A 24,620-nucleotide genomic window follows, 5' to 3' on the forward strand; every position below is an offset into this window, starting at 1 on the left:
ATGATCCGAGCCGCGGCCCCGTCCGACGTACCGGCAGTTCACGCGATGATCCGTGAACTCGCCGAGTACGAAAGGGCGCTGGAGCATGCGAGGGCCACGGAGCAGCAGCTGCACGACGCCCTGTTCCGCGAGCACCCCGCGGTCTTCGCTCTGATCGCCGAGGAGGACACGGAGAGTGACCCCGTCGGTTTCGCTCTGTGGTTCCTCAATTTCTCGACTTGGACCGGCACTCACGGTGTGTATCTGGAGGACCTGTACGTCCGCCCGCCGGCTCGCGGCGCGGGCCACGGGAAGCAACTGCTTTCAGCCCTTGCCGGAATCTGTGTCGAACGGGGTTATGAACGCTTCGAGTGGTGGGTATTGGACTGGAACGACCCCTCAATCGGTTTCTACAGATCACTCGGCGCCGAACCGATGGAGGAGTGGACGGTCTTCCGAATGTCCGGGGAACCACTGAGGAAGCTGGCCGACGGCGACGCAGCGTAATCACTTCGGATTCACGACGTCCGACCTCTAGCCACAGACAGTACCCATATGTTTACTATGGGTGACGCTCATGTGGTGGAGCGCCGTGGACCGTCGTAGATCCGTGCGGGCGACATCGGCTCGCGGATCGCGATAGCGTCGCAGGCGAACCATCGACGGCGTCAGTCCGTTGGTTCTCCGTGGAGGAGATCCACGGGCTGCGCGGCGGACCGACGCACTCGTACAGCGAACGAGCCGAACCGGCTTGTGCCACTTTGGAGGTGAGGGTGTCCCAGATCGCAGGTGAGCCCGTGGGGCAGGACGGACAGGACTTCGTCGAGGTCCGGCTGCCCGCGGCGGGTGCCTATCTGTCGGTGTTGCGTACGGCCACTGCCGGACTCGCAGCCCGCTTGGACTTCACCCTTGACGAGATCGAGGATCTGCGGATCGCCGTCGACGAGGCGTGCGCGATCCTTCTCCAGCAGGCGCTGCCGGGCTCCGTGCTCAGCTGCGTCTTCAGGCTCGTCGGCGATTCCCTCAGGGTCACCGTCTCGGCACCCACGACCGACGGCAGGGCACCGGAGCGCGACACCTTCGCCTGGACGGTGCTCTCCGCCCTGGCCGGCGAGGTGGATTCGGCGGTGTCCGACGACCGTACGGTCAGCATCAGCCTGCACAAGAAGCGCGGTGCGGGCCCCGGAGCGCCGTGACTGACCACGAGGCACGGGAGCATTGGGCAGGCCGCATCGGTGCGGCGGCCGACCCGGTCGTGCCTGAGCAGGCCAGGCCGCACCCCGCCGACCCCAGCAGTCAGCGACCGGAGCAGGCAGAGCGGGCGGACGCGATGGACATGCAGCAGCAGGAGACGCACGGACACGACACCGCGCACGGACACGAACACGGCCAGCCCGGCGCGCGTACGGCACGGGCTGCCCAGTTCGCGCACTTCGACCCGCACGACCGCAGCGGAGCGCGGGCCATGTTCATCGCCCTGCGCAATCTGCCCGACGGCTCCCCCGAGCGGGCCGAGTTGCGCAACCACCTCGTGCGCATGCACCTGCCGCTGGTCGAGCACCTGGCCCGCCGATTCCGCAACCGCGGGGAACCTCTCGACGACCTGACGCAGGTCGCGACGATCGGTCTGATCAAGTCCGTCGACCGCTTCGACCCGGAGCGCGGCGTGGAGTTCTCCACGTACGCCACCCCCACCGTCGTCGGCGAGATCAAGCGGCACTTCCGCGACAAGGGCTGGGCCGTGCGTGTCCCGCGCCGTCTCCAGGAACTGCGCCTGTCACTCACCTCCGCGACGGCCGAGCTGTCCCAACTGCACGGCAGGGCCCCGACGGTGCACGAGCTGGCCCAGCGGCTTTCGATCTCTGAGGAGGAGGTGCTGGAGGGCCTCGAGTCCGCCAACGCCTACAGCACCCTCTCCCTCGACGTTCCCGACACCGACGACGAGTCGCCGGCCGTCGCGGACACCCTGGGCGCCGAGGACGACGCCCTCGAAGGAGTGGAGTACCGCGAATCGCTCAAGCCGCTCCTGGAGGAACTGCCGCCGCGCGAGAAGAAGATCCTGCTGCTGCGCTTCTTCGGCAACATGACCCAGTCGCAGATCGCGCAGGAGGTCGGCATCTCGCAGATGCACGTATCGCGGCTGCTGGCACGGACGTTGGCGCAGCTTCGCGACAGGCTCCTCGTCGAGGAGTGACCGGCGCCTCCGGCTACGAAGACCACCGCCCGCACCGCCCGCCCGCACCGAGGGCGGGCGGTGCGGGCGTCATGAGTCCCGGCACCTTCGTGCCGCACTGCCGCTCACGGACGTGACGCGGGCTCCGCAATGCGCGCGATCGACGCACCCACGGCACCTGTGTCGCCGCGTCGACTCGTCGACTTACCGGCCCCCGCCGGCCGGCCCTTCGCGAACCCATTTCGCGCGGAGGGACGCGTTCCGTCGGGCCCCGCGAGGCGGCTACGCGTCGCGCGGGCCGATACCCAGCGCCTCGGTCGCCGTGGGGTTGATGAGGCAGCCGAGCACCGCGACTCCCGTCAGCGCGATGACGACGCCCCCGGCAGTCCACACTCCGCCGTTCTGCGCCATCTGGTAGCCGGTCGGCAGTGCGATCAGCTGCACGATCATCGACGGGCCCCGGCTCCACCGCCGGCACAGCCACAGCCCCCGGGCGGCGGCCAACGGCAGCACGGACAGCGCCAGCACGGTCACCGCCATCGTGACCGCCTGCACCATTCCATCCGGTTTGTCCGTAACCAGCTTCACCAGCGAGACGACACCGAACGCGGCGACGACCGCCCCTTCGAGTGCGGTCAGCACGGCAGCGGCAGTGAGCCGCCGAGGACGGTCCGAGGGCGTGGGGGTCTCGTTTCGGGGAGGCACGGTGAAGAGCGTAGCCCTCCATGTGGATACGTCCGCAACGGCCGGGGCCTCTCCCCCGCGGATAGGTACGCTGCCCTCCATGCGCGCACTCCTCGTCGTCAACCCGGTAGCCACCACCACCAGCTTGCGGACCCGCGAAGTGATCACCCACGCACTCGCGAGCGACCTCAAGCTTGACGTGGCGACCACCGAGTCCCGCGGCCACGCCCGTGAACTGGCCCGGCTGGCGGCGCAGAACGGCGAGACCGAGTTGGTCATCGCGCTCGGCGGCGACGGCACCGTCAACGAGATCGTCAACGGCCTGCTGCACCAGGGCCCCGCCCCGGAGCGGCTCCCCCGCCTCGCCGTCGTGCCCGGCGGCTCCACCAACGTCTTCGCCCGTGCCCTCGGTCTCCCCAACCACGCCGTCGAGGCGACCGGCCAACTCCTCGACGCCATCGAGTCGGGCCGCGAACGCACCATCGGTCTCGGCCTGGCGTCGGGAGTGCCGGACACCGACGACGCGGGCCTGCGGCCGCGCTGGTTCACCTTCTGCGCCGGCCTCGGCTTCGACGCGGGAGTGGTGGGCCGCGTCGAACAGAAGAGGGAACTCGGCAAGCGCTCCACCCACGCCCTGTACGTACGGCAGGTGTTGAAGCAGTTCGCGAAGGAACAGCACCGCAGCCGCGGCACGATCCGACTGGAACGGGAGGGCCAGGAGCCCGTCGAGGACCTCGTGGCGTCGATAGTCTGCAACACCGCGCCGTGGACCTACCTGGGCAACCGTCCCGTCTACGCCGCCCCGCGAGCGTCCTTCGACACCGCTCTCGACGTGCTCGGACTCTCACGGCTGACGCCGCTGGCGATGAGCCGGTACGGCACCCAGCTCCTCACCTCCAGCCCCGAGCGCGGACCACGAGGCAAACACGCGGTAACCCTGCACGACGTGAGTGACTTCACCTTGCATTCGCAGGTTCCACTGCCCTTTCAGATGGACGGTGACCACCTGGGAGTGCGGAACAGCGTGAACTTCACAGGCGTACGCCGTGCACTGCGTGTGATTGCTTAAGTCGAAGACCCAAAAGTCCTTCCACTCGAACGTTTAGGCCAGGGTCCACCCCCTGGAAGTACGACTGTGAGTGATGCGACACCAAGGAATCAAAAAAAACTTAGCGGAAGGGGTTGTATCCGCCGCTGAGGTTTGCGAGTCTCTTCATGGCGATCGGGCGGCCCCTCACGGCGGCCCCCAGGCGCCCGAATCCTCTCTCTCATTCCACTGGGACCCGCATCACAGTTGATCGGCATCCCTTCCCTTGCGGGAGGATTCGTGAAAGCGTTCACATTCACAAGCCAGCACACTCACGAGGAGAGGTAGCAGCCATGGACTGGCGTCACAACGCCGTTTGCCGCGAGGAAGACCCCGAGCTGTTCTTCCCCATCGGCAACACCGGTCCTGCGCTGCTGCAGATCGAGGAAGCGAAGGCCGTCTGCCGCCGCTGCCCCGTCATGGAGCAGTGCCTGCAGTGGGCGCTGGAGTCCGGTCAGGACTCCGGTGTCTGGGGGGGCCTCAGCGAGGACGAGCGCCGCGCGATGAAGCGCCGTGCCGCTCGCAACCGGGCGCGGAACAACGCCGCGACCGCCTGAGACTGACGCCCACACCTGGCCCCTTGCTGCATCCCGAGCCGCAGCGCGCAGTGCCACGAAGCGCACCGCGTAAACGTAAGACATGAGACATAGGCCGGCCCGGTCCCCGCGGGGACCGGGCCGGCCTATGTCGCTTCCGTACGCTTTCTCAAGGACGTCCGTCAGCGGCCCTCACTCAGGTCCTGCTGTCAACGCCCTCTTCCCGCCTCAGCGTTCACGCTTCTCGACCGAGACGGGAAGGTCGAAGACCACGCGGGTGCCGCGGCCGGGGGCGGGGAGCATGTCGAACTCGCCGCCCAACTCGCCCTCCACCAGCGTCCGTACGATCTGCAGCCCCAGGTTGCCGGTCTGCTTGGGCTCGAAGCCCTCGGGCAGGCCGCGCCCGTCGTCCTGGACGGTGACCAGCAGGCGCCCCGTCTCCTTGGCCTTGCCCGTACCCGCCGTACGCACCGCGCCGACCTCGATGGTGCCCTGCTCGCCGGGGCCGAAGCCGTGCTCAAGGGCGTTCTGCAGGACCTCCGTCAGCACCATGGACAGCGGTGTGGCGACCTCCGCCTCCAGCACGCCGAAGTGGCCCGTGCGGTGACCGGTCACGCGGCCGGGCGAGATCTCGGCCACCATCGCCAGCACCCTGTCGGCGATCTCGTCGAACTCGACGCTCTCGTCCAGGGTCTGGGAGAGCGTCTCGTGCACGATGGCGATCGAACCGACCCGCCGCACGGCCTCGTTGAGCGCGTTGCGGCCGCGGTCGGAGTCCATGCGGCGGGCCTGGAGACGCAGCAGCGCGGCGACCGTCTGCAGGTTGTTCTTCACCCGGTGGTGGATCTCACGGATCGTCGCGTCCTTCGTCATCAGTTCCCGCTCGCGGCGGCGCACTTCGGTGATGTCGCGGAGCAGGATGAGGGAGCCGATGCGGGCGCCCTTGGGTTCGAGCGGGATGGCCCGCAGCTGTACGACGCAGTCCTTCGCCTCGACCTCCGCGCCGCGCGGCGCCCATCCGCTTGCGAGCTTCACCAGGGCCTCGTCGACGGGAGCTCTGGAGGGCGCGAGTTCCGCGGTGACCTGGCCGAGGTGGAGCCCCACGATCTCGGTGGCGAGGCCCAGCCTGTGGTAGGCGGAGAGGGCGTTGGGGCTTGCGTACTGGACGATGCCGTCGGAGTCGAGCCGGATCAGCCCGTCGCCGACGCGCGGCAGATGGTCGATGTCGAGCTGCTGGCCGGGAAAGGGGAAGGCGCCTGCCGCGATCATCTGGGCGAGGTCGGACGCGCTCTGCAGATAGGTGAGTTCGAGCCGGCTCGGGGTGCGGACCGTCAGCAGGTTGGTGTTGCGGGCGATAACGCCGAGGACGCGGCCCTCCCTGCACACGGGGATCGACTCGACCCGTACGGGCACCTCCTCGCGCCACTCCGGGTCGCCCTCGCGCACGATCCGGCCCTCGTCGAGCGCGGCGTCCAGCAGCGGACGCCGGCCGCGCGGCACGAGGTGGCCCACCATGTCGTCCTGGTGGGACGTCGGCCCGGTGTTCGGCCGCATCTGGGCGACGGACACATAGCGCGTGCCGTCCCTCGTGGGCACCCACAGCACGAGGTCCGCGAAGGAGAGATCCGAGAGCAGCTGCCACTCGGAGATCAGCAGGTGCAGCCACTCCAGATCGGTGTCCGAAAGGGCCGTGTGCTGGCGTACGAGGTCGTTCATGGAGGGCACACCGGCGAGCCTACCGGCGGGCCGTGCCGTACGCCGGGGGCGGCTTCACCGGTCTCGCACTCCGGGTCCGGTCGTGGACCGACGGAATCCGTCGCGGATCGGCCGAGAATTCGTCCACTCCTGATGAACTTTTGCTGTGGCATGGACATTCAGAGTGGTCTAGTCCACAATGAACCCGTAGTAACAGAGGCTTCTGCCCTCCCCGCACAGGAGGGCAGAGAGAGACCCGGGCGTCGTCTGCCCTGATCGCGCCGTGGTCTCCGGCATCGGGCTGCGGTGCCGGGCGGGTTGAGGGTCCCGCTCCGGCGCCGTGGCCCGACGTGTGTCCGGGCGCCGAAGGTCCGGAGCCGGTCTCCCCGCGTACGTACGAAACCCGCTACGGATACCGCGCAGGACCGCGCAGGGCATGCGGCGCGCGCTCGCTCAGCGGGTCTCGGTCACCTTGGCCAGCGCGCGGGGCGCGTCCGGGTCCTGGCCGCGGGCGATGGTGACCTCGTACGCGAGCATCTGCAGCGGGATGATCTCGAGGATCGGCTGCAGCTCCTCCGGCAGGCCTTCCGTGGGGAGGGCGAAACCCGCGGACGCGCGGTCCACTTCGGCACGGCTGCCGATGACGACGAGATCCGCGCCGCGGTCGCGCAGCCGGTCGAGGACGGGCTGCAGCGCCTCACCGCCCTTTCCGTCCGTGACCACGGCGATGACGGGCGAGATGTTGTCGACCATGGCCAGCGGGCCGTGCAGCAGGTCGGCGCCCGAGTAGGAGAGGGCGGGGATGTAGCTGGTCTCCATCAGCTTCAGCGCCGCCTCCTTCGCGGTCGGATAGCCGTATCCGCGGGAGGTGAGCACCATGCGCCCGGCGAACCTGTAGCGCCCTGCGAGCGCCTTGACCTCCGGCCGGCGGTCGAGCACCGACTGCGCCAGATCCGGCAGCAGCTCGGCCTTCGCCGCGCCCTGGCCGCCGCGCATGCCGTCCACGAAGAGGTAGAGGGCGAGGAGTTCGGCCGTGTAGGTCTTCGTCGCCGGAAGGGCCTTCTCCTCGCCTGCGAGCACGTCGATGTGGAATTCGCTGACCTCTGCCAGCGGGGACGCGGAGTTGTTCGTGACCGCCAGGGTGAGCGCGCCCGCTTCACGCGCGGCCCTGGTGGAGGCGACGAGGTCCGGGGAGCCGCCCGACTGGCTGACGGTGATGACGAGGCAGTCGGTGAGGTCCGGCCTGGCGCCGTATGCGGTGGTCGTGGACATCGAGGTGAGGCCGCACGGCTTGCCCAGCAGGATCTCCAGCAGATACTTCGCGTAGAGCGCCGCGTTGTCGGACGTGCCCCGCGCCGTCAGCAGTACGAAGCGCGGGCTGCGGGCCGCGATCTCCTCGGCGATCTCCCGGATCCTGGGCGCTCCCTCGGTGAGGATGCGGCGCAGCACGGCCGGCTGTTCGGCCATCTCGCCGGACATGACGCGGCCCGGCGCGCTGCCGATCCCGTCCGTCGACGAAGACTGCTCGGGTGTCGATGCCGACGTGGCGGACATGCTGGCTGCCTCCGGTTGAGGTGACGGGTGCTGGGTGACTCACGAGCGGACGTACGGCGGGCGGCGGGCGGGGACGGGCGGACTGACGGACGGACGGACGCGGCGGGCAGTCCCCCGCCCGGCCTCAGCCGGGGGTGGCCCCACCGGCGATGACCTCAGCGGCGGCCCGTCCGCACACGCGGGCGGCTCCGTGCGTGGCGATGTGCAGCGCTCCGCCCGCCGGCGCCTGCGGCACCCCCATTTCGACCACGACGGTCTCGGGGCGTGCCGCGAGCAGTGCGTCCAGCGCCCCGGCCATCCACGGATGACGGTGCACGTCGCGCACCACGGCGACGATCCTACGGTTCCCCGCATCGGCGAGCACGCTTGCCGCCAGTCCGGGGGTCCCGTCCGTGGCGGGACCGGCCGGGCCGGCTTCGCCGGGGCCGTACGTCGCGGTGGCGGTGCCCGGAAGCAGCCGCGCCAGTTCGGCGGCGACGCCCCACGGAGTCTCACCGCCGACGGCGATGTTCGCCGCCGGTGTGAACGACGCGACGAACGGCGGCGCTGTGAGCGGTTCGCGCTGTCCGCGGGGATCGCGGACCGTGACGCGCAGGGCCCGGCGGGCGGCCTCCAGCCCGACCCCGGAGGCACCGGATTCCGCGTGCGCCGCGGGCCCCTCCTCCCGGGCGGCGGTGCCGGCGGACCTCGTCCAGCTCGCGAGCACCCGTACGCGCGCGGCAGCTCCGGCGAGGCGCTGCTCGGTCAACTCGCCGTCGTGCACTGCCCGTACGAGTGCGTCGCGCAGGCGGAGCACCGTGTCCTCGTCGGCCAGTCCCCCGCCGACACACAGGGCGTCGGCTCCCGCGGCGACGGCGAGGACACTGCCCCGTTCCAGGCCGTAGGTGCCGGAGATGGCCTGCATCTCCATCCCGTCGGTGACGATCAGGCCCGTGTGGCCGAGACCGCCCTCCTCCTGTGACGCGCGTAGCAGCCCCATGAGTGCCGCGGGGCTGAGCGTGCCCGGCAGGGACGTGTCGAGGGCGGGCAGCAGGATGTGCGCGCTCATCACCCCCTTGGCGCCGGCGTCGATCGCGGCCTGGAACGGGACGAGTTCTCGTTCGCGGAGTGTGGCCATGTCGGCGTCGATGCGCGGCAGCGCGTGGTGTGAGTCGACCGCGGTGTCGCCGTGCCCCGGGAAGTGCTTCACGCAGGCGGCGACTCCGGCGGCCTGCAGCCCGTCGACGTACGCGACGGTGTGCCTGGCGACGAGTCCCGGGTCGTCGCCGAAGGAGCGGACCCCGATGACGGGGTTGTCGGCGTTGGAGTTGACGTCGGCGGACGGCGCCCAGTTGAGGTTGACTCCGCAAGCGGCGAGGCGGCGGCCCAGCTCGTGCGCCACGGCACGGGTGAGGGCCACGTCGTCGACGTGCCCCAGGGCGAGGTTCCCGGGGAAGGACGACCCCGTACGGGCCTCCAGGCGGGTCACGTCGCCGCCCTCCTCGTCGATCGCGACCAGCACCTCGGGCCGGACCTCGCGCAGCTGGGCGGTGAGGGCGGCGAGCTGCTCCGGCGATTCGATGTTGCGTCCGAACAGGCCCACGGAAGTGAGACCTTCGCTGAGCTGCCGCAGCAGCCAGCCGGGTGCGCTGGTGCCGGTGAAGCCGGGCTGGAGCACGGTGAGGGCGTCACGGGTGAGGCTCTCGGTGCCGGTTGCGAGCGTGGTCATGTGGCGCATTGTCCCTTCACTGGTGGCCCTTTGCCGGGGGATCGGCCGCGGGCCCGTGTGCGGCTCGTCGTCCGTCCGTCTGCTGCCCGTGCCTCACCTATCCCTTCACCGCGCCGGCGGTGAGCCCGCTGACGGCCTTGCGCTGCAAGTAGAGGAAGAGCAGCAGGATCGGCAGGGCGAAGAGCGAGGCGGCTGCCATGGTGGCGCCCCAGTCGTCCCCGAACGCCGTCTGGAATCCGGAGAGCCACAACGGCAGCGTCTGTGCCTGCGCGTCCTTGTTGAGGATGAGCACCATCGGGAACTCGTTCCACGCCGTGATGAATCCGAACAGCGACGTGGCCATCACGCCCGGGGCCAGCAGCGGGAAGATCACCCGGCGGAACGCCTGTGTCCGTCCGCAGCCGTCCACCATCGCCGACTCCTCCAGCTCCTTCGGTACGGCGGCGACGTAACCCCGCAGCATCAGGATCGTCAGCGGCAGCACCATCACCGTGTAGAAGAGCGTGAGCGGGACGAGGCTGTTGAGCATGTCGGCGTCCCGCACGGTCATGTAGATCGCGATCACCATGACCTCCCAGGGCGCCATCTGGGCGACCATGAAGGTGAGGACGATGCTCCTGCGTCCCGCGAAGCGCATACGCGCCAGGGCGAAGGCGGCGAAGAGCGCGATGAGCAGCGCCAGTCCGACGGCGACGAGCGTCACGGTGACCGAATTGCGCACGAGTGTCCAGAAGTTCTCCGCCCGTACCGCTGTGGCGAAGTGTTCGAGGGTGGGACGGGAGGGGAACCAGACCGGGCTGTCGGTGACGATGTCGCTGTCCGGTTTGAACGCCGTGCTGAACATCCAGTAGACGGGGAAGACGAAGCCCGCGAAGAGCACGAGCGCCGTCGCGTTGGGCCAGACACGGGCCCAGTTGCGTGCAAGGTTCACTTCTCGTCCTCCTCTTGGCGCATCGCGATGCGCAGGTAGTACGACATCAGCGCCAGCAGGATCAGGATGGTGAGGACGGAGATGGCAGCCCCCATGCCGTAATGCTGGTTCCCGACGCCCTCGACGAAGGCGTAGACGGGCAGCGTCTCGGTGAGCCGGTCGGGGCCGCCTTCGTTGATCGCGAAGATGTGCGGGAACGCCTTGAAGATCCAGATGACTTCGAGAAAGGTCGTCACCAGGAGGAAGGGCTTGAGGAAGGGAAGCGTGACCGTCGCGAAGCTCTGCGCGGCGCTCGCACCGTCCAGCGACGCCGCTTCGTACAGCTCCTTGGGGATGGTCGTCGTCGCGGCGTAGAGATTGATCGCGACGAACGGCACGGACGTCCAGACGATGAGCAGCGAGATGACGAAGAACGTCGAGATCTGCCCGCCGGTCCAGTTGAAGTCCGCCATGGAGTGGAACCCCAGGGCGTCGAGCACCCAGTTGACGACACCGAAGCGCTGGGCGAACAGCCACTGGTAGACCGTCGTCGCGGCGATGACGGGCATCGCCCAGGCCAGCACGAGGCCGGCCGAGAGCAGCAGCCTCATGCGGGGGCCGAGGCGGGCCAGCAGCAGCCCCGTCAGGGTGCCGAACAGCATGATCAGGGCGACGTTGACGGCCGTGAAGAGCACCGAGCGCAGGGTGACCCGCCAGAATTCCTCGCTGCCGAGGGTGGCGCGGTAGTTGTCCGTTCCCGCCCATTCCGTGACGTGCTGGATCAGCTGCGTCATGTTGAGGTTCTGGAACGAGAGCAGACCGTTCATCACCAGCGGCCAGCCCAGGAGTACGGCGGTGGCCACGAGCGCGGGAAGCAGCAGAAGGTACGGCAGCCCGCCGGCGCTCCTCCTGTCACGTCCGCCGTGCGGGGCTGCGGCGTCTGGGCGTGGCCGTCGCAGCCGTGTGGGGGGCGTGCTCCGCACCGGTGGTGGCGCGTCCTGGGTCCGCACTGACATCTCTGCTCCAGCTCACGTGGTCGAAGAGCCCGGGCTGCCGGTGTGCCGGCAGTCGTGCCACCCCCTCCGGCAGCACGACTGCCTGCACCCCGGCAGCCCGGCGGGAACTCACTGCTTCTGCGAGAGCCTCTTGTTGATCTCGTCCTCGACCGATTCGGCGGCGGTGGCGTGCGACTTCCCCTTGAGCACGGCGGTCATATAGCTCTTCACCGGGTTCGGGGGGTTCTCCACGGCGGCCCACTGCGGAACGAGCGGCGTCAGGCCGCCGCCCGCGACCGCGGGGGCCGCGGCCTCGGCGGCGGGGTTGCCCTCGACCCTCTTCTGCAGGGAGGTCTTGTTGGGTATGACCCCGCCCTCCTCGGCGAGCGCGCCCTCGAACTTGTCGGAAAGCGCGATCTTGAGGAACTGCTTCGCCAGTTCCTGCTTCTCGCTGCCCGCGGCGACTGCCAGGTTGGAGCCGCCGAGGAAGACGCCCTCGGGCTTGTCCGCGCTCTCACCGGGGATGGTGAAGTATCCGATGTCCTTCTTGATCTCCGCGTTGGCCTCGACGGCGGTGGCCGCCTCCCAGCCCAGGCCGATGAACGCGCCCGTCTTCCCCTTGGCGAAGACTTCGGCCTGCTGCGGGGTCGCCTCGTCCTTGTCCTTGGGGGCGTCGGAGTACGACGCGTACTTCTCGTAGAGCTTCATGGCGGATCCGACCTTGGGGTCGGCCAGGTTCGAGACCCACTTGCCGCCCTGCTTCTTGATGAGGCCGGCCTTCTTGCCGATGAGGAGGCCGTCGAAGAAGTACCAGTTCTGGCCGGGGAGATAGAGCGGCTCGGCGTCGGTCTTCTTCTCGATGGCGTCCAGTGCGTCGAAGAACTCGGCGCGGGTCCTGGGGGTCTTGTCTATGCCGGCGTCCCGCCAGATCCGCTTGTTGTAGATGACGGTGCGGTTGACCGTGTACCAGGGCGCCGCGTACTGCTTTCCGCCGTAGACGGCCGACTTGTTGACGGACTCCGTCCAGTCCTCGCCGATGTCCTTCTTCAGGTCACCGAGGTCGGCGAGGCCGCCGGTCTTCGCGTAGGCGGGAGTCTGGGTGTTGCCGACCTCGATGACGTCCGGCGGGTCGGGCTCGGAGAGCGCGGTGGTCATCTTCTGCTGAATCCCGTTCCACTGCTGGACTTCGAGCTTCAGCTTCGCGCCGGTCTTCTTCTCGAAGGCCGCCCTGACGTCCTTCTCCCACTGCTTGGGCGTGGATCCGTCCATCGCCCACAGTGTCAGCGTCTGCCCCTTGAAGCCGTCGGCGCCGGACTCCGCCTCACCGCCGGTCCCGCAGGCGGCAACGCCCGCCATCAGAGCCGCGATTCCTGTCGCGGCGATGAGTCCTCGTCTCACGGCATCCTCCCCAACGGACTGCATGTGCTGGTCTAATGGTTTAGACCAGTCCGCAGCTTGGCCTAGACCTATTGGGGTGTCAACGGTGCAGAAACCGAGTTGCGGGTTCCGTTATCGGAACGACATCTGGGCGGGAGAGTCCCCCGACGCCGACCACGTGCCACGATGTGAGCCGCGAAGTTCTGCGCGAAGTTGCGCGAAGTACAGCCGGAACGGCGGCCGGAGACCGGTACACCACCGGACACGGCGTCGCGCCGGAGCCGTAACCGGAGCCGGGAGCGGGGCACTCGGCACGTCCCACGCACACGGAGGAAACCGGTGACGGCAGCACGACACGAGCGGGAAGGCAAGCGATGAGCACGGACGGGGGCGCGGTCACAGCCGCGGCAGAGCCGGAGTCGGGCAGCGGCAACGGCGGCGCGCGGACCGCTCGCGTGCCCAAGTACTACCGGCTCAAGCGGCACTTGCTGGAGATGACGGAGACCATGCCGCCGGGCACCCCGGTGCCTCCCGAGCGCACGCTCGCCACCGAGTTCGACACCTCGCGTACGACCGTGCGCCAGGCCCTGCAGGAACTCGTCGTCGAGGGGCGGCTGGAGCGCATACAGGGCAAGGGGACCTTCGTCGCGAAGCCCAAGGTCTCCCAGGCGCTGCAACTGACCTCGTACACGGAGGACATGCGCGCCCAGGGCCTCGAACCGACCTCGCAGCTGCTGGACATCGGCTACGTGACCGCGGACGACCGCCTCGCCGACGCCCTCGACATCCCGGCGGGCGGGCGCGTACTGCGCATCGAGCGGCTGCGGCTGGCCAGCGGCGAACCGATGGCGATCGAGACGACGCACCTGTCGCAGCGGCGCTTCCCGGCGCTGCGCCGCAGCCTGGTGAAGTACACGTCGCTCTACACGGCGCTGGCGGAGGTGTACGGCATCCATCTCGCGGAGGCCGAGGAGACCATCGAGACGTCCCTCGCCACGCCCCGTGAGGCCGGCCTGCTCGGCACCGACGTGGGCCTGCCGATGCTGATGCTCTCCCGGCACTCCCTCGACACCGACGGCGAGCCCGTCGAGTGGGTCCGCTCCGTCTACCGCGGGGACCGTTACAAGTTCGTCGCCAACCTCCAGCGGCCCCAGCACTGAGGCAGGCGCCACGGCGCTCGGGAAGATAACGAAACGGGCCCTGAGCTGCCGAAGGCTGTCCGCGCCGTAGCGCTGTGTGCAGGAGGTGGCTTACCGTCCTTGCCGTCCTCATGAGCAATGCCGACGGAAGGACGACCGGGTGCGTACCGCCAGTCCACGAACAATCATCATCTGGACCGCTGTCGCGCTGATCGGAGCGGTCGCCTGGGGCGTCCTCGCGCTGTCACGGGGCGAGGAGATCTCCGCGGCCTGGATGGTCGCGGCCGCCCTCGGCTCATACGCCATCGGCTACCGCTTCTATGCGCGGTTCATCACGAATCGTGTGCTCAAGGTCGACAAGACCCGTGCCACGCCCGCGGAGCGGCTCAACAACGGCATCGACTTCCATCCCACCGACCGGCGCGTGCTGCTCGGCCACCACTTCGCCGCCATCGCCGGCGCCGGACCGCTGGTGGGCCCGATCCTCGCCGCCCAGATGGGATATCTGCCCGGCACCATCTGGATCATCGCCGGCGTCGTCCTGGCGGGCGCCGTGCAGGACATGGTGGTGCTCTTCTTCTCGATGCGGCGCGACGGCAAGTCGCTCGGGCAGATGGCACGTGAGGAGATCGGCCCGGTGGGCGGCGCGGCCGCGCTGATCGCCGTCTTCGCCATCATGATCATCCTGCTCGCCGTGCTGGCACTCGTCGTGGTCAACGCCCTGGCGGAGTCGCCGTGGGGCACCTTCTCCATCGCCATGACGATCCCCATCGCACTGTTCATGGGCTTCTACCTGAGGGTGATCCGTCCCGGCAGGGTCACCGAGGTCTCGCTGATCGGCGTCGCGCTGCTGCTGCTCGCGATCGCCTCGGGCAGCTGGGTCGCGGAGTCCTCGCTGGCGGACACCTTCACGCTGGAGCCGGCCACGCTGGTCATCTGGATCGTGGTGTACGGCTTCATCGCCTCGGTGCTGCCCGTATGGATGCTGCTCGCGCCGCGCGACTACCTCTCGACGTTCATGAAGGTCGGCACCATCGGGCTGCTCGCCGTCGGTGTGGTCGTCGCGATGCCCACCATGAAGATGGACGCCGTCACGGACTTCGCGACGCGCGGCGACGGGCCCGTCTTCGCCGGGTCGCTCTTCCCGTTCGTCTTCATCACCATCGCCTGCGGGGCGCTCTCCGGCTTCCATGCCCTGATCTCCTCGGGCACCACCCCGAAGATGATCCAGAAGGAGACGCAGATCCGGATGATCGGGTACGGCTCCATGCTGATGGAGTCGTTCGTCGCCGTGATGGCGATGGTCGCGGCCTGCATCATCGACCCCGGTCTCTTCTTCGCGATGAACGCCCCGGCGGGTGTCATCGGCGACAGTGTGCAGTCGGCGTCCCAGGCGGTCGGCGACCTCGGATACTCGATTTCGCCGGAGGCGCTGGCCTCGGCGGCCAAGGAAGTCGAGGAGCAGTCGCTGCTCTCCCGTACGGGCGGGGCACCGACCCTGGCCGTCGGGGTCGCGGAGATCTTCTCGGCCGTCGTCGGCGGTGCGGGGGCGAAGGCCTTCTGGTACCACTTCGCGATCATGTTCGAGGCGCTGTTCATCCTCACCGCGCTGGACGCGGGCACCCGCGTGGGCCGGTTCATGCTGCAGGACACGCTGGGCAACCTCTACAAGCCGTTCCGCAAGGTGAGCTGGCTGCCGGGTCTGTGGCTGTGCAGCGCGATCGTCGTCACCCTGTGGGGCTACTTCCTGTGGGTCGGCGTGCACGAGCCACTCGGCGGGATCAACCAGCTCTTCCCGCTGTTCGGCATCGCCAACCAGCTGCTCGCTGCCGTCGCGCTCGCGGTGGCGACGACGCTGCTGGTGAAGTCCGGCAGGGTCAAGTGGGCCTGGGTGACGGGAGTTCCACTGGTCTGGGACGCGGTGGTGACGCTGACGGCGAGCTGGCAGAAGGTCTTCTCCAGCGACCCGAAGGTGGGCTTCTTCCAGCAGCGCTCCGACTTCCAGGCGGCCATCGACGACGGCAAGGTGCTGCCGCCCGCCAAGAGCATGGACGACATGCACACCATCGTGACCAACTCGACGGTGGACGGCGTGCTCTCGGCGCTCTTCGCGCTGCTGGTCGTGGTGGTTCTGGTGGACGCCGGCCGCGTGTGCGTCAAGGCGCTGCGCGCTCCGGACAGCACGCCGCTGAACGAGGTCCCGTACCAGAAGTCCGAACTCGTCGCTCCTTCCGGCCTGATCCCCACACAGGAGGAGAAGGCGGAGCTGGTGGCCGTCGGCGCGGGTGTCGGGGCCGGTGACGGCGATGGTGAGGGCTCCGGCGGTGCGGGCGCCACGAGCGGCTCAGGGGCGCGTGAGAGCTCATGACAGCGGTGGCGGGACGCCTGATGCGCGGCGCACGCTGGGTGCGCTGGTACATGCGCGAGCTGACCGACGAGAGCGCCTACGACCGGTACGTGGCGCATCTGCGCGAGCACGATCCCACGGCGCGGGTGCCGAGCCGCCGGGAGTTCGAGCGGGAGCGCACCGACGCGCGCGAGTGCGATCCCCGCGGCGGCTTCCGCTGCTGCTGAGGTGTGCGGGAGTCACTGACGTACGTGAGAGGGCTGTCCGTCCTGGCGAGGACGGGCAGCCCTCCGCGTTGTCAGTGGGGCAAGGCATGCTCGTTCCATGGACATCACGATCAGACCGGCGCGGGACGAGGAGCTGGACGGCGTCGGCGAGCTGACGGCACAGGCGTATCTCGAGGACGGACTGCTGACGTTCGGTGCGGACGATCCGTACCTGACGGAGCTGCGTGCGGCGCGGCGCCGCGCAGAGCACACGGAGATCCTGGTCGCCGTCGACACCGCCTCGGATTCCGTGCTCGGCGCGGTCTCATTCGTCGGTGACGGCGGGGAGTACGCGGACATCGCGGGGCCCGGCGAGGGCGAGTTCAGGATGCTCGCCGTACGGCCGGAGGGGCGCGGGCGCGGAGCGGGCGAGGCCCTCGTGCGCGCGTGCATGGACAGGGCGCGTGAGCGTCGCCTGAGACGGCTCGTGCTCTGCAGCCATGAGGGGATGTCGGCGGCCCACCGGCTGTACGGGCGGCTGGGGTTCGTCCCGGTGCCCGAGCAGGACTGGGAGCCGTATCCCGGCCTGTGGCTGCACGCGTTCGCTCTCGAACTGTGAACTGCGACTCACCCGGCACAAGATGTGGGGGCGAGTGGCGCAACTCGCTACTAGATGTATGCTCGTGCTCGCTGCCGCGCAGGGGAATCCGGTGCGAATCCGGAACTGTCCCGCAACGGTGTGCGATGTGCTGCTCTGTGCCGCAGGCCCGTCCTCTTCCGGGTGAGCCGCGCTGAGCGGTCGTCGCGAGTCCGAGTGCCTGCCGGCCGTGTCGAAAGACGTCCGGGTCCCGAGGGTTGGGCCGGTGGACGCCGCAAGGTCTGCCGCTTCGCCGATGCGGCATGCCCCTCGCGCGCCCGCCAAGTGCGCTCCCCGGTGAGCCGGTGACCTGAACCGAGCGAGGGAGAGCACATCCCGTGACCATCGCATCCGTGACCGTGACCGGGGCCGCAACCGGGACCGCAACCGGGACCGGGGACGCACCCGCGTCCGTACCGGCATCGGCCTACGTACCGGCGTCCGCGTCCGGCTCCTCACCGGCGCCACCGGACCGGGACGGCGCACTGTCGCGCGTCCTGACCGAGCTGACCGAGCTGACCGCCGATCTGCCCGGCACCGAAGCCGGCCGGGTCGCCACGGCGGTGCTCCGCGGACGCCGGCAGGGCGCCGGCGAGGCCGAGTTGCGGGCGCTCGCCGCGGAGGAGGCCGCCGGGCTGATCGGCGAGGAGCCCGCATACTCACAGCTGGCGGCGCGGCTGCTCACCCTCGCGATCCGCGACGAGGCCCGCGGCCAGGGCGCCGTGTCCTTCTCATCCTCCGTCGCGACCGGGCACCGCGAGGGTCTCATCGCCGACCGCACGGCCGAGTTCGTACGGGCGCACGCGCAGCGGCTGGACGCGCTGGTGGATGCGGCGATCGCAGACGGAGCGGACGACCGCTTCGGCTACTTCGGGCTCCGCACGGTGCACTCGCGCTACCTGCTGCGGCATCCCACGACCCGGCAGGTGATCGAGACGCCCCAGCACTTCCTGCTGCGCGTCGCGTGCGGACTCGCGGCGGACGCTTCGGCGGAGGCGGCCGAGGAGGTCGCCGAGCTGTACGGGCTGACGAGCTCGCTCGCGTATCTGCCCTCCTCCCCCACGCTCTTCAACTCCGGTACGCGGCACGCCCAGATGTCGTCCTGCTATCTGCTGGACTCGCCGCAGGACGACCTGGACTCGATCTACGACCGCTACAAGCAGGTGGCACGGCTCTCCAAGCACGCGGGCGGCATCGGCCTGCCCTACTCCCGTATCCGCGCCCGCGGTTCGCTGATCCGCGGCACCAACGGCCACTCCGGCGGCATCGTGCCGTTCCTGCGCACCCTGGACTCCTCGGTCGCCGCCGTGAACCAGGGCGGCCGGCGCAAGGGCGCAGCCTGCGTCTACCTGGAGACCTGGCACGCGGACATCGAGGAGTTCCTCGAACTGCGGGACAACACCGGCGAGGAGGCGCGGCGCACGCACAACCTCAACCTCGCGCACTGGATTCCGGACGAGTTCATGCGGCGCGTGGAGGCCGACGCCGGCTGGTCGCTCTTCTCCCCGGTCGACGTGCCGCAGCTCGCGGACCTGTGGGGCGAGGAGTTCGACGCCGCCTACCGCCGGGCGGAGGCCGAGGGCCGCGCGGTGCGGCAGGTGCCGGCCCGCCAGCTGTACGCGCGCATGATGCGCACCCTCGCGCAGACGGGGAACGGCTGGATGACCTTCAAGGACACTTCTAACCGCACCGCCAACCAGACCGCGGAACCCGGCCGTATCGTGCACTCCTCGAACCTGTGCACGGAGATCCTCGAGGTCACCGACGACGGCGAGACGGCCGTCTGCAACCTGGGATCGGTCAACCTCGCCGCCCACCTGACCGAGGCCGGGGACGGGATGGACTGGGAGCGCCTGGACGCCACAGTCCGTACGGCCGTGACGTTCCTCGACCGGGTCGTCGACATCAACTTCTATCCGACGGAGCAGGCGGAGCGGTCCAACTCCCGCTGGCGTCCGGTCGGTCTGGGCGTCATGGGCCTGCAGGACGCTTTCTTCCGCATGCGGCTGCCCTTCGACTCCGCGGCGGCGCGGGAGCTGTCCACCCGCATCTCCGAACGGATCATGCTCGCCGCGTACGAGACCAGTGCTTACCTCGCCGAGCGGCACGGTCCGCTGCCGGCCTGGGAGGAGACTCGTACGGCGCGCGGCGTGCTGCATCCCGACCACTACCCGCAGGCCGGACGGACCTGGCCCGAGCGCTGGTCGGAGCTGCGCGCCCGCATCGCCCGCACGGGCATGCGGAACTCGCTGCTCCTCGCCGTCGCACCGACCGCGACCATCGCGGCGATCGCCGGGGTGTACGAATGCATCGAGCCGCAGGTCTCCAACCTCTTCAAGCGGGAGACGCTGAGCGGCGAGTTCCTGCAGGTGAACGCCTATCTCGTAGCGGAGTTGAAGCGGCTGGGGATGTGGGACGAGCGCACCCGTGAGGAGCTCCGCGAGACGAGCGGCTCGGTGCAGGAGCTGGCGCGGGTCCCGGAGGACGTCCGCCGGCTCTTCCGCACGGCCTGGGAGCTGCCGCAGCGCTCCCTGATCGACATGGCCGCCGCCCGCACCCCGTACCTGGACCAGAGCCAGTCGCTGAACCTGTTCATGGCGGCGCCCACGATCGGCAAGCTCAGCTCGATGTACGCCTATGCCTGGAAGAGCGGCATCAAGACCACGTACTACCTGCGTTCGCGACCCGCGACACGGATCGCCCGCGCGGCGGGCGGGACGAGCGGCGACGTGGGCGACACCGGGGAGGACGGTGGTGGCGACGGCCGCAACGGCGGCACGCAGGCCCTGCCGTCCGCCGCCACCGCCACGGCCTCCGACACCGCCACCGCCACCGCCGCCGCCGCCGACGCCGACGCCGACGCAGCCGACGCCGACGCAGCCGGCGACGGCGAAGCCGCCTGCTCCCTGGAGAACCCCGAGACCTGCGAGGCATGCCAGTAATGACCAGCGCCAAGACCACCGCCGGCGGTCCCGCCGGGAATCTGCTCGACCCGGGCTTCGAGCTGACGCTGCGCCCGATGCGCTACCCCGGCTTCTACGACCGGTACCGCGACGCGATCAAGAACACCTGGACCGTGGAGGAGGTCGACCTCCACTCCGACATCGACGACCTCGCCAAGCTCACACCCGGCGAACAGCACATGATCAGCCGTCTCGTCGCGTTCTTCGCGACCGGTGACTCGATCGTGGCGAACAATCTCGTGCTCTCCCTCTACAAGCACATCAACTCCCCCGAGGCGCGCCTGTATCTGTCGCGGCAGCTCTTCGAGGAGGCAGTGCACGTCCAGTTCTATCTGACGCTGCTGGACACCTATCTGCCCGATGTGGACGAGCGCGCGGAGGCCTTCGCCGCGGTCGAGAACATCCCGTCCATCAGGGAGAAGGCGCAGTTCTGCTTCCGCTGGATGGCGGCGATGGAGGAGGGCGAGGGCAGCCGGCCGACCGACCGGCTGGAGAGCCGCGCCGACAGGCGGCGCTTCCTGCTCAACCTCATCTGCTTCGCGGCCTGCATCGAAGGGCTCTTCTTCTACGGCGCGTTCGCATACGTCTACTGGTTCCGCTCCCGCGGGCTGCTGCACGGGCTGGCCACCGGCACCAACTGGGTCTTCCGTGACGAGTCGATGCACATGTCCTTCGCCTTCGACGTCGTGGACACCGTCCGCGAGGAGGAACCCGAACTCTTCGACGCGGAGCTGGAGAAGGAGGTCACGGAGATGCTGGAGGAGGCCGTCGAGGCGGAACTGCAGTTCGCCCGCGATCTGTGCGGCGAGGGCATGCCCGGGATGAACACCGAGTCGATGGAGCAGTATCTGCGGGCGGTCGCCGACCAGCGTCTCGTCCGGCTGGGTTTCCCCGCCCGCTACGGTGCCCGCAACCCGTTCTCCTTCATGGAGCTGCAGAACGTGCAGGAACTGACCAACTTCTTCGAACGCCGCTCTTCGGCGTACCAGGTCGCCGTCGAGGGCTCGGTCGCGTTCGACGACGACTTCTGACGCCGTTCCGGTCCGACTGCACGAGGCGCGGGAAGGGGGCCGCGCTGCCCGGCGCGGCCCCCTCGTTCACCCCACGTGTGGTCTCGTACTGACTGTTGTCAGCCCTTGCCGCCGTCCAGGCAGCCGCCGCAGTTGTGGAACGTGACGTCCCAGTGGTTGCTCTCGTCGAAGTAGATGTTCCCCGAGCCGGACTTCCACTTGTTTCCACCGATGGAGGTGAAGGTGTTCTTGACGTAGCTGCTCAGGCAGCCCGTCATCGCGAAGTCCAGCTTGTAGCCGTTCCAGTGGCTGAACTCGCCGCTGGCGTGGCCCGTTTCGGTCCCGCCGGTGACGGTCAGGTCGCACTTGCTGGCGCCCTTGAGCGTGATGGCGCCGTCGATCGACTCCGAGTTGACCTGCTCGAGCGACGTGCAGCTGGGGTTGTTGCGGTCGGAGCAGCCGCCGCTGGAGCGGATGCCGATGCCCGCGTCGCTGAGCTTCTTCGCCGCCGCGGAGTGGCTCATCTTCGCGAGCGCGCCCGTGTCCTTCGGCTCGGCGGTCGTCGTCGCCTCCGCCACGTACGCGGTGGAGAAGATCGCGAGTGCCATCGCCGAACCGCCGACTGCCGCGCGCAGAGCGATCTTTCTGTTCATGGGGGGGTTGGTTCCTTCCTGGAATGAAGCAGGCGTTGGTAGTTCGTGGGAATTCAGAGGTGACGCCGCAGTCCGGGGCGTCCCAGTACTTGCTGGAGCGGTGGTCCACGTGCGTGTGGTCGTCGTGGCCCGGGAAGCCCGGCCCGAGAATGCCGTGGAAGCCGCGGTTGCGCGCCTCCTTGGCGAGTGTGCAGAGCGAGTGCGGTCCGGCGCCGAGGTCGGCCGAGTCACCGAAGAGATGACGGCTCGAAGGAGCCCCGCCCACGTCGTCGTTGCACGCCTTGGACCGGAAGCCGCTGGTGACCCTGATCGACTCGTCGCCGAGGGCGTGCCGCATGGCCTCCAGCTTCCACATCGTGCGCAGCGCGTTGGACTTGGCCTCCGCGGCGCTGACGGCTCCGCCGCTCCAGTCCGAGTTGCAGTTGTTCAGCTCTGCGAATGAGAAGTGGGCCGGCGAACAGTCGTCGTCCTGCAGCTCGTAGATCTTGTTGTACGTGGCCGCGTCGGCCTTGCCGGTGGCGCTCAGCCCCCAGGCTTCCTGGAAGCGGGTGACCGCAGCCTTCGTCCCGGGCCCGAACTCCCCGTCGACGGCGATGACTTCACCGCTCGCCGGGTAGCCGGAGACCCTTACCTGCAGTTGCTTGACGTCGTCCCCGGAAGCACCTTCGGCGAGGTCCCGGTCCCAGGTGAAGCAGCCGTCCTTGGGGGCCGCGGGGCCGGCGGTGGCCACAGCGGCCGAACCCACCAGAACAGCTGCCGCGACCATGACAAGAGCCAGCACGGTCCTGACCGTACGTCGGGGGGGCATGGTGCCTCCATGAGATGTGGGGAGTGCCCCAGAGCTTGTCGTGACAATAAGAAGGCGTCAACAACTGCCAGGAAATGCCAATGGACAAGGCCATTGAATGACGATCACCGGCAGACGCAGCAGGCCGGAGGGGCTGCGAGGACATCACGAGCACCGCCCGGCGCCGATGGCGCCGGGCGGCTGACATATGTCATGTCCTGCTGTGACGAGGCGGAAGGTCCCGTTCCCGCTTATTCGTTGGGCACGGTCTCGTAGCGCGGCGTGCCCTCGGCCATCTGCCGCAGGGCGTTCTTCCGCTCCCGCTTCGAGAGCCGGTCGATGTAGAGGTAGCCGTAGAGATGGTCCGTCTCGTGCTGCAGGCACCGGGCGAAGTAGCCCGTGCCCTCGACGGCGAGAGGCTTGCCCTCCGCGTCCTGCCCGCGCACGACGGCGTAATCGGGGCGCGCGAGAGCCTCGTAGGCGCCGGGCACCGACAGGCAGCCCTCGTTGGAGTCGTCCAGGCTGCGGCTCGCCGCGGGGAGTTCGTCCAGCACCGGGTTGCAGACCGCGCCGACGTGCCGCACTCCTTCGTCGTCCACGCAGTCGTAGACGAAGACCTTCAGGTCGACGCCGATCTGGTTCGCCGCGAGGCCGACTCCCTCCGCGGCGCGCTGGCTCGCGAACATGTCGTCGATGAGCGAGGCCAGTTCGTCGTCGAACGCGGTGACCTGACGGCACTCCTTGTGCAGCACAGGGTTTCCGACGACGGTGATCGGTCGTGCCGTGCCGCGCTCACGGTGGGCGTTCTCGCGCGCCTCGCAGTCCCTGGTGTCGTCCACGAAGCCCGAACCGGCCGTCGCGGCTGCCTCCGCCACAGTCTCCCCGCTGATCTCCTGCTGCTGTCGCGCCATTCCGCCGCTTGCCTTCCTCGCCACCTGAACCGTCGCCCCACAGCGTAGCCGGAGGCACGGCGCACCCGTCCGGGACCGCCGAGTGGAGCCCCGGGGCCGGCCGAACCGCCGGGCCGTGATCACCTGGGCGGGACGGCCTGGCTCTGACCACCGGGGTGCGACCACCGGGGTGCGGCCACCGGGCTCTGACCACCGGGGTGCGACCACCGGGCAGTGACGACCGGGCAGTGACGACCGGGACGTGACGACAGAGGACGGGCCGGCAGCGCTCAGCAGACCTCTTCCAGATCACGCCACTCACGCGTGTCCGGGCTGTCCGCGGCCCAGCTGTCCAGCAGCCCCCGCACGAGACCGCCCGGGGCCGCCAGCCCGCACTCACGCTCCGGCACCCACAGCTCCCCGGGACCCCCGGGAGCCATGTGGCCCAGCGGGCCGGGGTGCCCCGGCGAGCTGTGATCGTGCGGATCGACGTGCGCGGAACCGTCGCCCTCGTCGGCGGGCATCCTGCTCTCGGAGCACGTACGGCACAGCAGCCGGACCGACGAGGACCAGTCCTCCGCGGCAAAGCCGGCGTCCGCGGCCAGCCGCTCCAGCGCGTCCCGGTCGGCCTCGGTGGCGGCCTGCAGCAGCACCACCCAGGTGGGCACCGGTGAGGGGGCCCACAGCTCAATCTCGTCGAAGACCGGGTAGGACGGGCCGCCCTCCGTGGTGCGCTCGCCGTGCGGCACCCCGTCGTGGAGCACCACTTCGCCCCAGCGACGCCCGGAGGACGGCAGCGGGATGCTCTGGACCTCGACGCGTGCCGGGTCGATGCGCCGTCCCCATACGACCTCGGCCTCGCCCTCGGGCGAGAGCCGTACCGCCGCGCTGCCCAGCTGCATGCCGGCCGGCTCGGCGACCGCCGCGGTGTGTGACTGCCCGGGCACGCGCAGCCCGTACGCCTGCCACGCGCGCCGGGCGAGCGGCCAGTCCTGCAGTGCGGTGGCGGCGATGCCGACGTTCCACCAGTCGGGAGCGCCCGTCTGCCGCTCCAGCAGTGCGACTGCGCGCAGGCCGGCGGTGCGGGCCTGCTCCCAGTCGTGCCGGAACTTGTGCAGCAGCGCGAGGTTGAACCAGGACTCCGACAGCCACGGTTCGAGGTCGGCGGCCTGCGTGAGCAGCTCGTCCGCGTCCTCGTACCGTCCGTCCCCGATGAGCGTGAAGGCACGGTCCGTCGCCTGCCGCCAAGAGGCGGAGGGACGGTGCCTCACCCTGCCGAAGATCCTCACG

21 protein-coding genes, 1 pseudogene and 1 riboswitch are annotated in these 24,620 nt (G+C 69.4%); of the genes and pseudogenes, 11 read left to right on the top strand and 11 right to left on the bottom strand.

What is annotated here, in order from left to right:
- The 3 genes from ACSMXX_RS09595 (at position 1) to ACSMXX_RS09605 (ending at position 2,173) form a co-directional block, all read left to right on the top strand.
- Positions 1 to 486, top strand: coding sequence for a GNAT family N-acetyltransferase (locus tag ACSMXX_RS09595; RefSeq protein ID WP_473183616.1), 486 nt, complete (start codon positions 1 to 3; stop codon positions 484 to 486).
- A gap of 266 nt (positions 487 to 752) precedes the next feature.
- On the top strand, positions 753 to 1,175 hold the full coding sequence (locus ACSMXX_RS09600) for an ATP-binding protein (protein WP_055486106.1): 423 nt from the start codon (positions 753 to 755) through the stop codon (positions 1,173 to 1,175).
- Positions 1,172 to 2,173 carry an RNA polymerase sigma factor SigF gene (locus ACSMXX_RS09605; protein WP_473183617.1) on the top strand — a complete coding sequence of 334 codons (1,002 nt, stop codon included), beginning with the start codon at positions 1,172 to 1,174 and terminating at the stop codon, positions 2,171 to 2,173. Before ACSMXX_RS09600 ends, ACSMXX_RS09605 begins: the two co-directional genes overlap by 4 nt.
- Positions 2,174 to 2,434: 261 nt before the next feature.
- Here ACSMXX_RS09605 and ACSMXX_RS09610 read toward each other — a convergent pair whose 3' ends face one another.
- The gene (locus tag ACSMXX_RS09610; RefSeq protein ID WP_473183618.1) at positions 2,435 to 2,857 is read right to left on the bottom strand and encodes a hypothetical protein; all 423 of its coding nucleotides are present in this window, start codon (positions 2,855 to 2,857) and stop codon (positions 2,435 to 2,437) included.
- Positions 2,858 to 2,936: 79 nt separating this feature from the next.
- On the opposite strand from ACSMXX_RS09610, the gene ACSMXX_RS09615 reads away from it, so the two are divergent.
- Together ACSMXX_RS09615 and ACSMXX_RS09620 are read left to right on the top strand one after the other, a co-directional pair.
- The gene (locus tag ACSMXX_RS09615; RefSeq protein WP_473183619.1) at positions 2,937 to 3,905 is read left to right on the top strand and encodes a diacylglycerol/lipid kinase family protein; all 969 of its coding nucleotides are present in this window, start codon (positions 2,937 to 2,939) and stop codon (positions 3,903 to 3,905) included.
- A gap of 311 nt (positions 3,906 to 4,216) precedes the next feature.
- Positions 4,217 to 4,480 (top strand): WhiB family transcriptional regulator, encoded by a 264-nt coding sequence (locus ACSMXX_RS09620; RefSeq protein WP_027747983.1) that lies wholly within the window; start codon positions 4,217 to 4,219, stop codon positions 4,478 to 4,480.
- Positions 4,481 to 4,687: 207 nt separating this feature from the next.
- Here ACSMXX_RS09620 and ACSMXX_RS09625 read toward each other — a convergent pair whose 3' ends face one another.
- From ACSMXX_RS09625 to ACSMXX_RS09650, 6 genes are all read right to left on the bottom strand, one after another.
- Positions 4,688 to 6,175: a sensor histidine kinase gene (locus tag ACSMXX_RS09625; protein ID WP_473184712.1), complete on the bottom strand. Its 1,488-nt coding sequence runs from the start codon at positions 6,173 to 6,175 to the stop codon at positions 4,688 to 4,690.
- Positions 6,176 to 6,607: 432 nt separating this feature from the next.
- On the bottom strand, positions 6,608 to 7,708 hold the full coding sequence (locus tag ACSMXX_RS09630; RefSeq protein WP_473183620.1) for an SIS domain-containing protein: 1,101 nt from the start codon (positions 7,706 to 7,708) through the stop codon (positions 6,608 to 6,610).
- A 124-nt stretch (positions 7,709 to 7,832) separates the two neighbouring features.
- Positions 7,833 to 9,416 carry a glycoside hydrolase family 3 protein gene (locus tag ACSMXX_RS09635; protein WP_473183621.1) on the bottom strand — a complete coding sequence of 528 codons (1,584 nt, stop codon included), beginning with the start codon at positions 9,414 to 9,416 and terminating at the stop codon, positions 7,833 to 7,835.
- Positions 9,417 to 9,513: 97 nt separating this feature from the next.
- Positions 9,514 to 10,347: a carbohydrate ABC transporter permease gene (locus ACSMXX_RS09640; RefSeq protein ID WP_473183622.1), complete on the bottom strand. Its 834-nt coding sequence runs from the start codon at positions 10,345 to 10,347 to the stop codon at positions 9,514 to 9,516.
- Positions 10,344 to 11,342 (bottom strand): carbohydrate ABC transporter permease, encoded by a 999-nt coding sequence (locus ACSMXX_RS09645; protein ID WP_473183623.1) that lies wholly within the window; start codon positions 11,340 to 11,342, stop codon positions 10,344 to 10,346. Before ACSMXX_RS09645 ends, ACSMXX_RS09640 begins: the two co-directional genes overlap by 4 nt.
- A 108-nt stretch (positions 11,343 to 11,450) precedes the next feature.
- Entirely contained in the window at positions 11,451 to 12,719 is a 1,269-nt protein-coding gene (locus tag ACSMXX_RS09650) for an extracellular solute-binding protein (protein WP_473183624.1), read from the bottom strand.
- 353 nt (positions 12,720 to 13,072) lie between these two features.
- On the opposite strand from ACSMXX_RS09650, the gene ACSMXX_RS09655 reads away from it, so the two are divergent.
- The 6 genes from ACSMXX_RS09655 to ACSMXX_RS09680 all read left to right on the top strand — a co-directional run bounded on the left by ACSMXX_RS09655 (position 13,073) and on the right by ACSMXX_RS09680 (position 21,021).
- Positions 13,073 to 13,858 (top strand): GntR family transcriptional regulator, encoded by a 786-nt coding sequence (locus ACSMXX_RS09655; protein ID WP_473183625.1) that lies wholly within the window; start codon positions 13,073 to 13,075, stop codon positions 13,856 to 13,858.
- A gap of 139 nt (positions 13,859 to 13,997) precedes the next feature.
- Entirely contained in the window at positions 13,998 to 16,205 is a 2,208-nt protein-coding gene (locus ACSMXX_RS09660; protein WP_473183626.1) for a carbon starvation CstA family protein, read from the top strand.
- Complete coding sequence (locus ACSMXX_RS09665) at positions 16,202 to 16,411, top strand: YbdD/YjiX family protein (RefSeq protein WP_473183627.1); 210 nt, start codon at positions 16,202 to 16,204, stop codon at positions 16,409 to 16,411. The genes ACSMXX_RS09660 and ACSMXX_RS09665 overlap by 4 nt, the downstream gene beginning before the upstream one ends.
- Positions 16,412 to 16,508: 97 nt before the next feature.
- The gene (locus ACSMXX_RS09670) at positions 16,509 to 17,009 is read left to right on the top strand and encodes a GNAT family N-acetyltransferase (protein WP_473183628.1); all 501 of its coding nucleotides are present in this window, start codon (positions 16,509 to 16,511) and stop codon (positions 17,007 to 17,009) included.
- A 35-nt stretch (positions 17,010 to 17,044) separates the two neighbouring features.
- Positions 17,045 to 17,179, top strand: a riboswitch (cobalamin riboswitch).
- A gap of 333 nt (positions 17,180 to 17,512) precedes the next feature.
- The gene (locus tag ACSMXX_RS09675; protein WP_473184713.1) at positions 17,513 to 19,969 is read left to right on the top strand and encodes a ribonucleoside-diphosphate reductase subunit alpha; all 2,457 of its coding nucleotides are present in this window, start codon (positions 17,513 to 17,515) and stop codon (positions 19,967 to 19,969) included.
- On the top strand, positions 19,960 to 21,021 hold the full coding sequence (locus ACSMXX_RS09680) for a ribonucleotide-diphosphate reductase subunit beta (protein WP_473183629.1): 1,062 nt from the start codon (positions 19,960 to 19,962) through the stop codon (positions 21,019 to 21,021). The genes ACSMXX_RS09675 and ACSMXX_RS09680 overlap by 10 nt, the downstream gene beginning before the upstream one ends.
- Positions 21,022 to 21,119: 98 nt before the next feature.
- Here ACSMXX_RS09680 and ACSMXX_RS09685 read toward each other — a convergent pair whose 3' ends face one another.
- The 4 genes and pseudogenes from ACSMXX_RS09685 to ACSMXX_RS09700 form a co-directional block, all read right to left on the bottom strand.
- The gene (locus ACSMXX_RS09685; protein WP_473183630.1) at positions 21,120 to 21,653 is read right to left on the bottom strand and encodes a hypothetical protein; all 534 of its coding nucleotides are present in this window, start codon (positions 21,651 to 21,653) and stop codon (positions 21,120 to 21,122) included.
- A 61-nt stretch (positions 21,654 to 21,714) separates the two neighbouring features.
- Positions 21,715 to 22,461: pseudogene (locus tag ACSMXX_RS09690) on the bottom strand (D-Ala-D-Ala carboxypeptidase family metallohydrolase); the annotation flags it as partial.
- 230 nt (positions 22,462 to 22,691) lie between these two features.
- Positions 22,692 to 23,351: a peptide deformylase gene (gene def / locus ACSMXX_RS09695; RefSeq protein WP_473183631.1), complete on the bottom strand. Its 660-nt coding sequence runs from the start codon at positions 23,349 to 23,351 to the stop codon at positions 22,692 to 22,694.
- A 269-nt stretch (positions 23,352 to 23,620) separates the two neighbouring features.
- Positions 23,621 to 24,619 carry a hypothetical protein gene (locus tag ACSMXX_RS09700; protein ID WP_473183632.1) on the bottom strand — a complete coding sequence of 333 codons (999 nt, stop codon included), beginning with the start codon at positions 24,617 to 24,619 and terminating at the stop codon, positions 23,621 to 23,623.
- Between the last annotated feature and the right edge of the window lies 1 nt (position 24,620).

It is taken from the genome of Streptomyces sp. DSM 116795 (assembly GCF_055792905.1).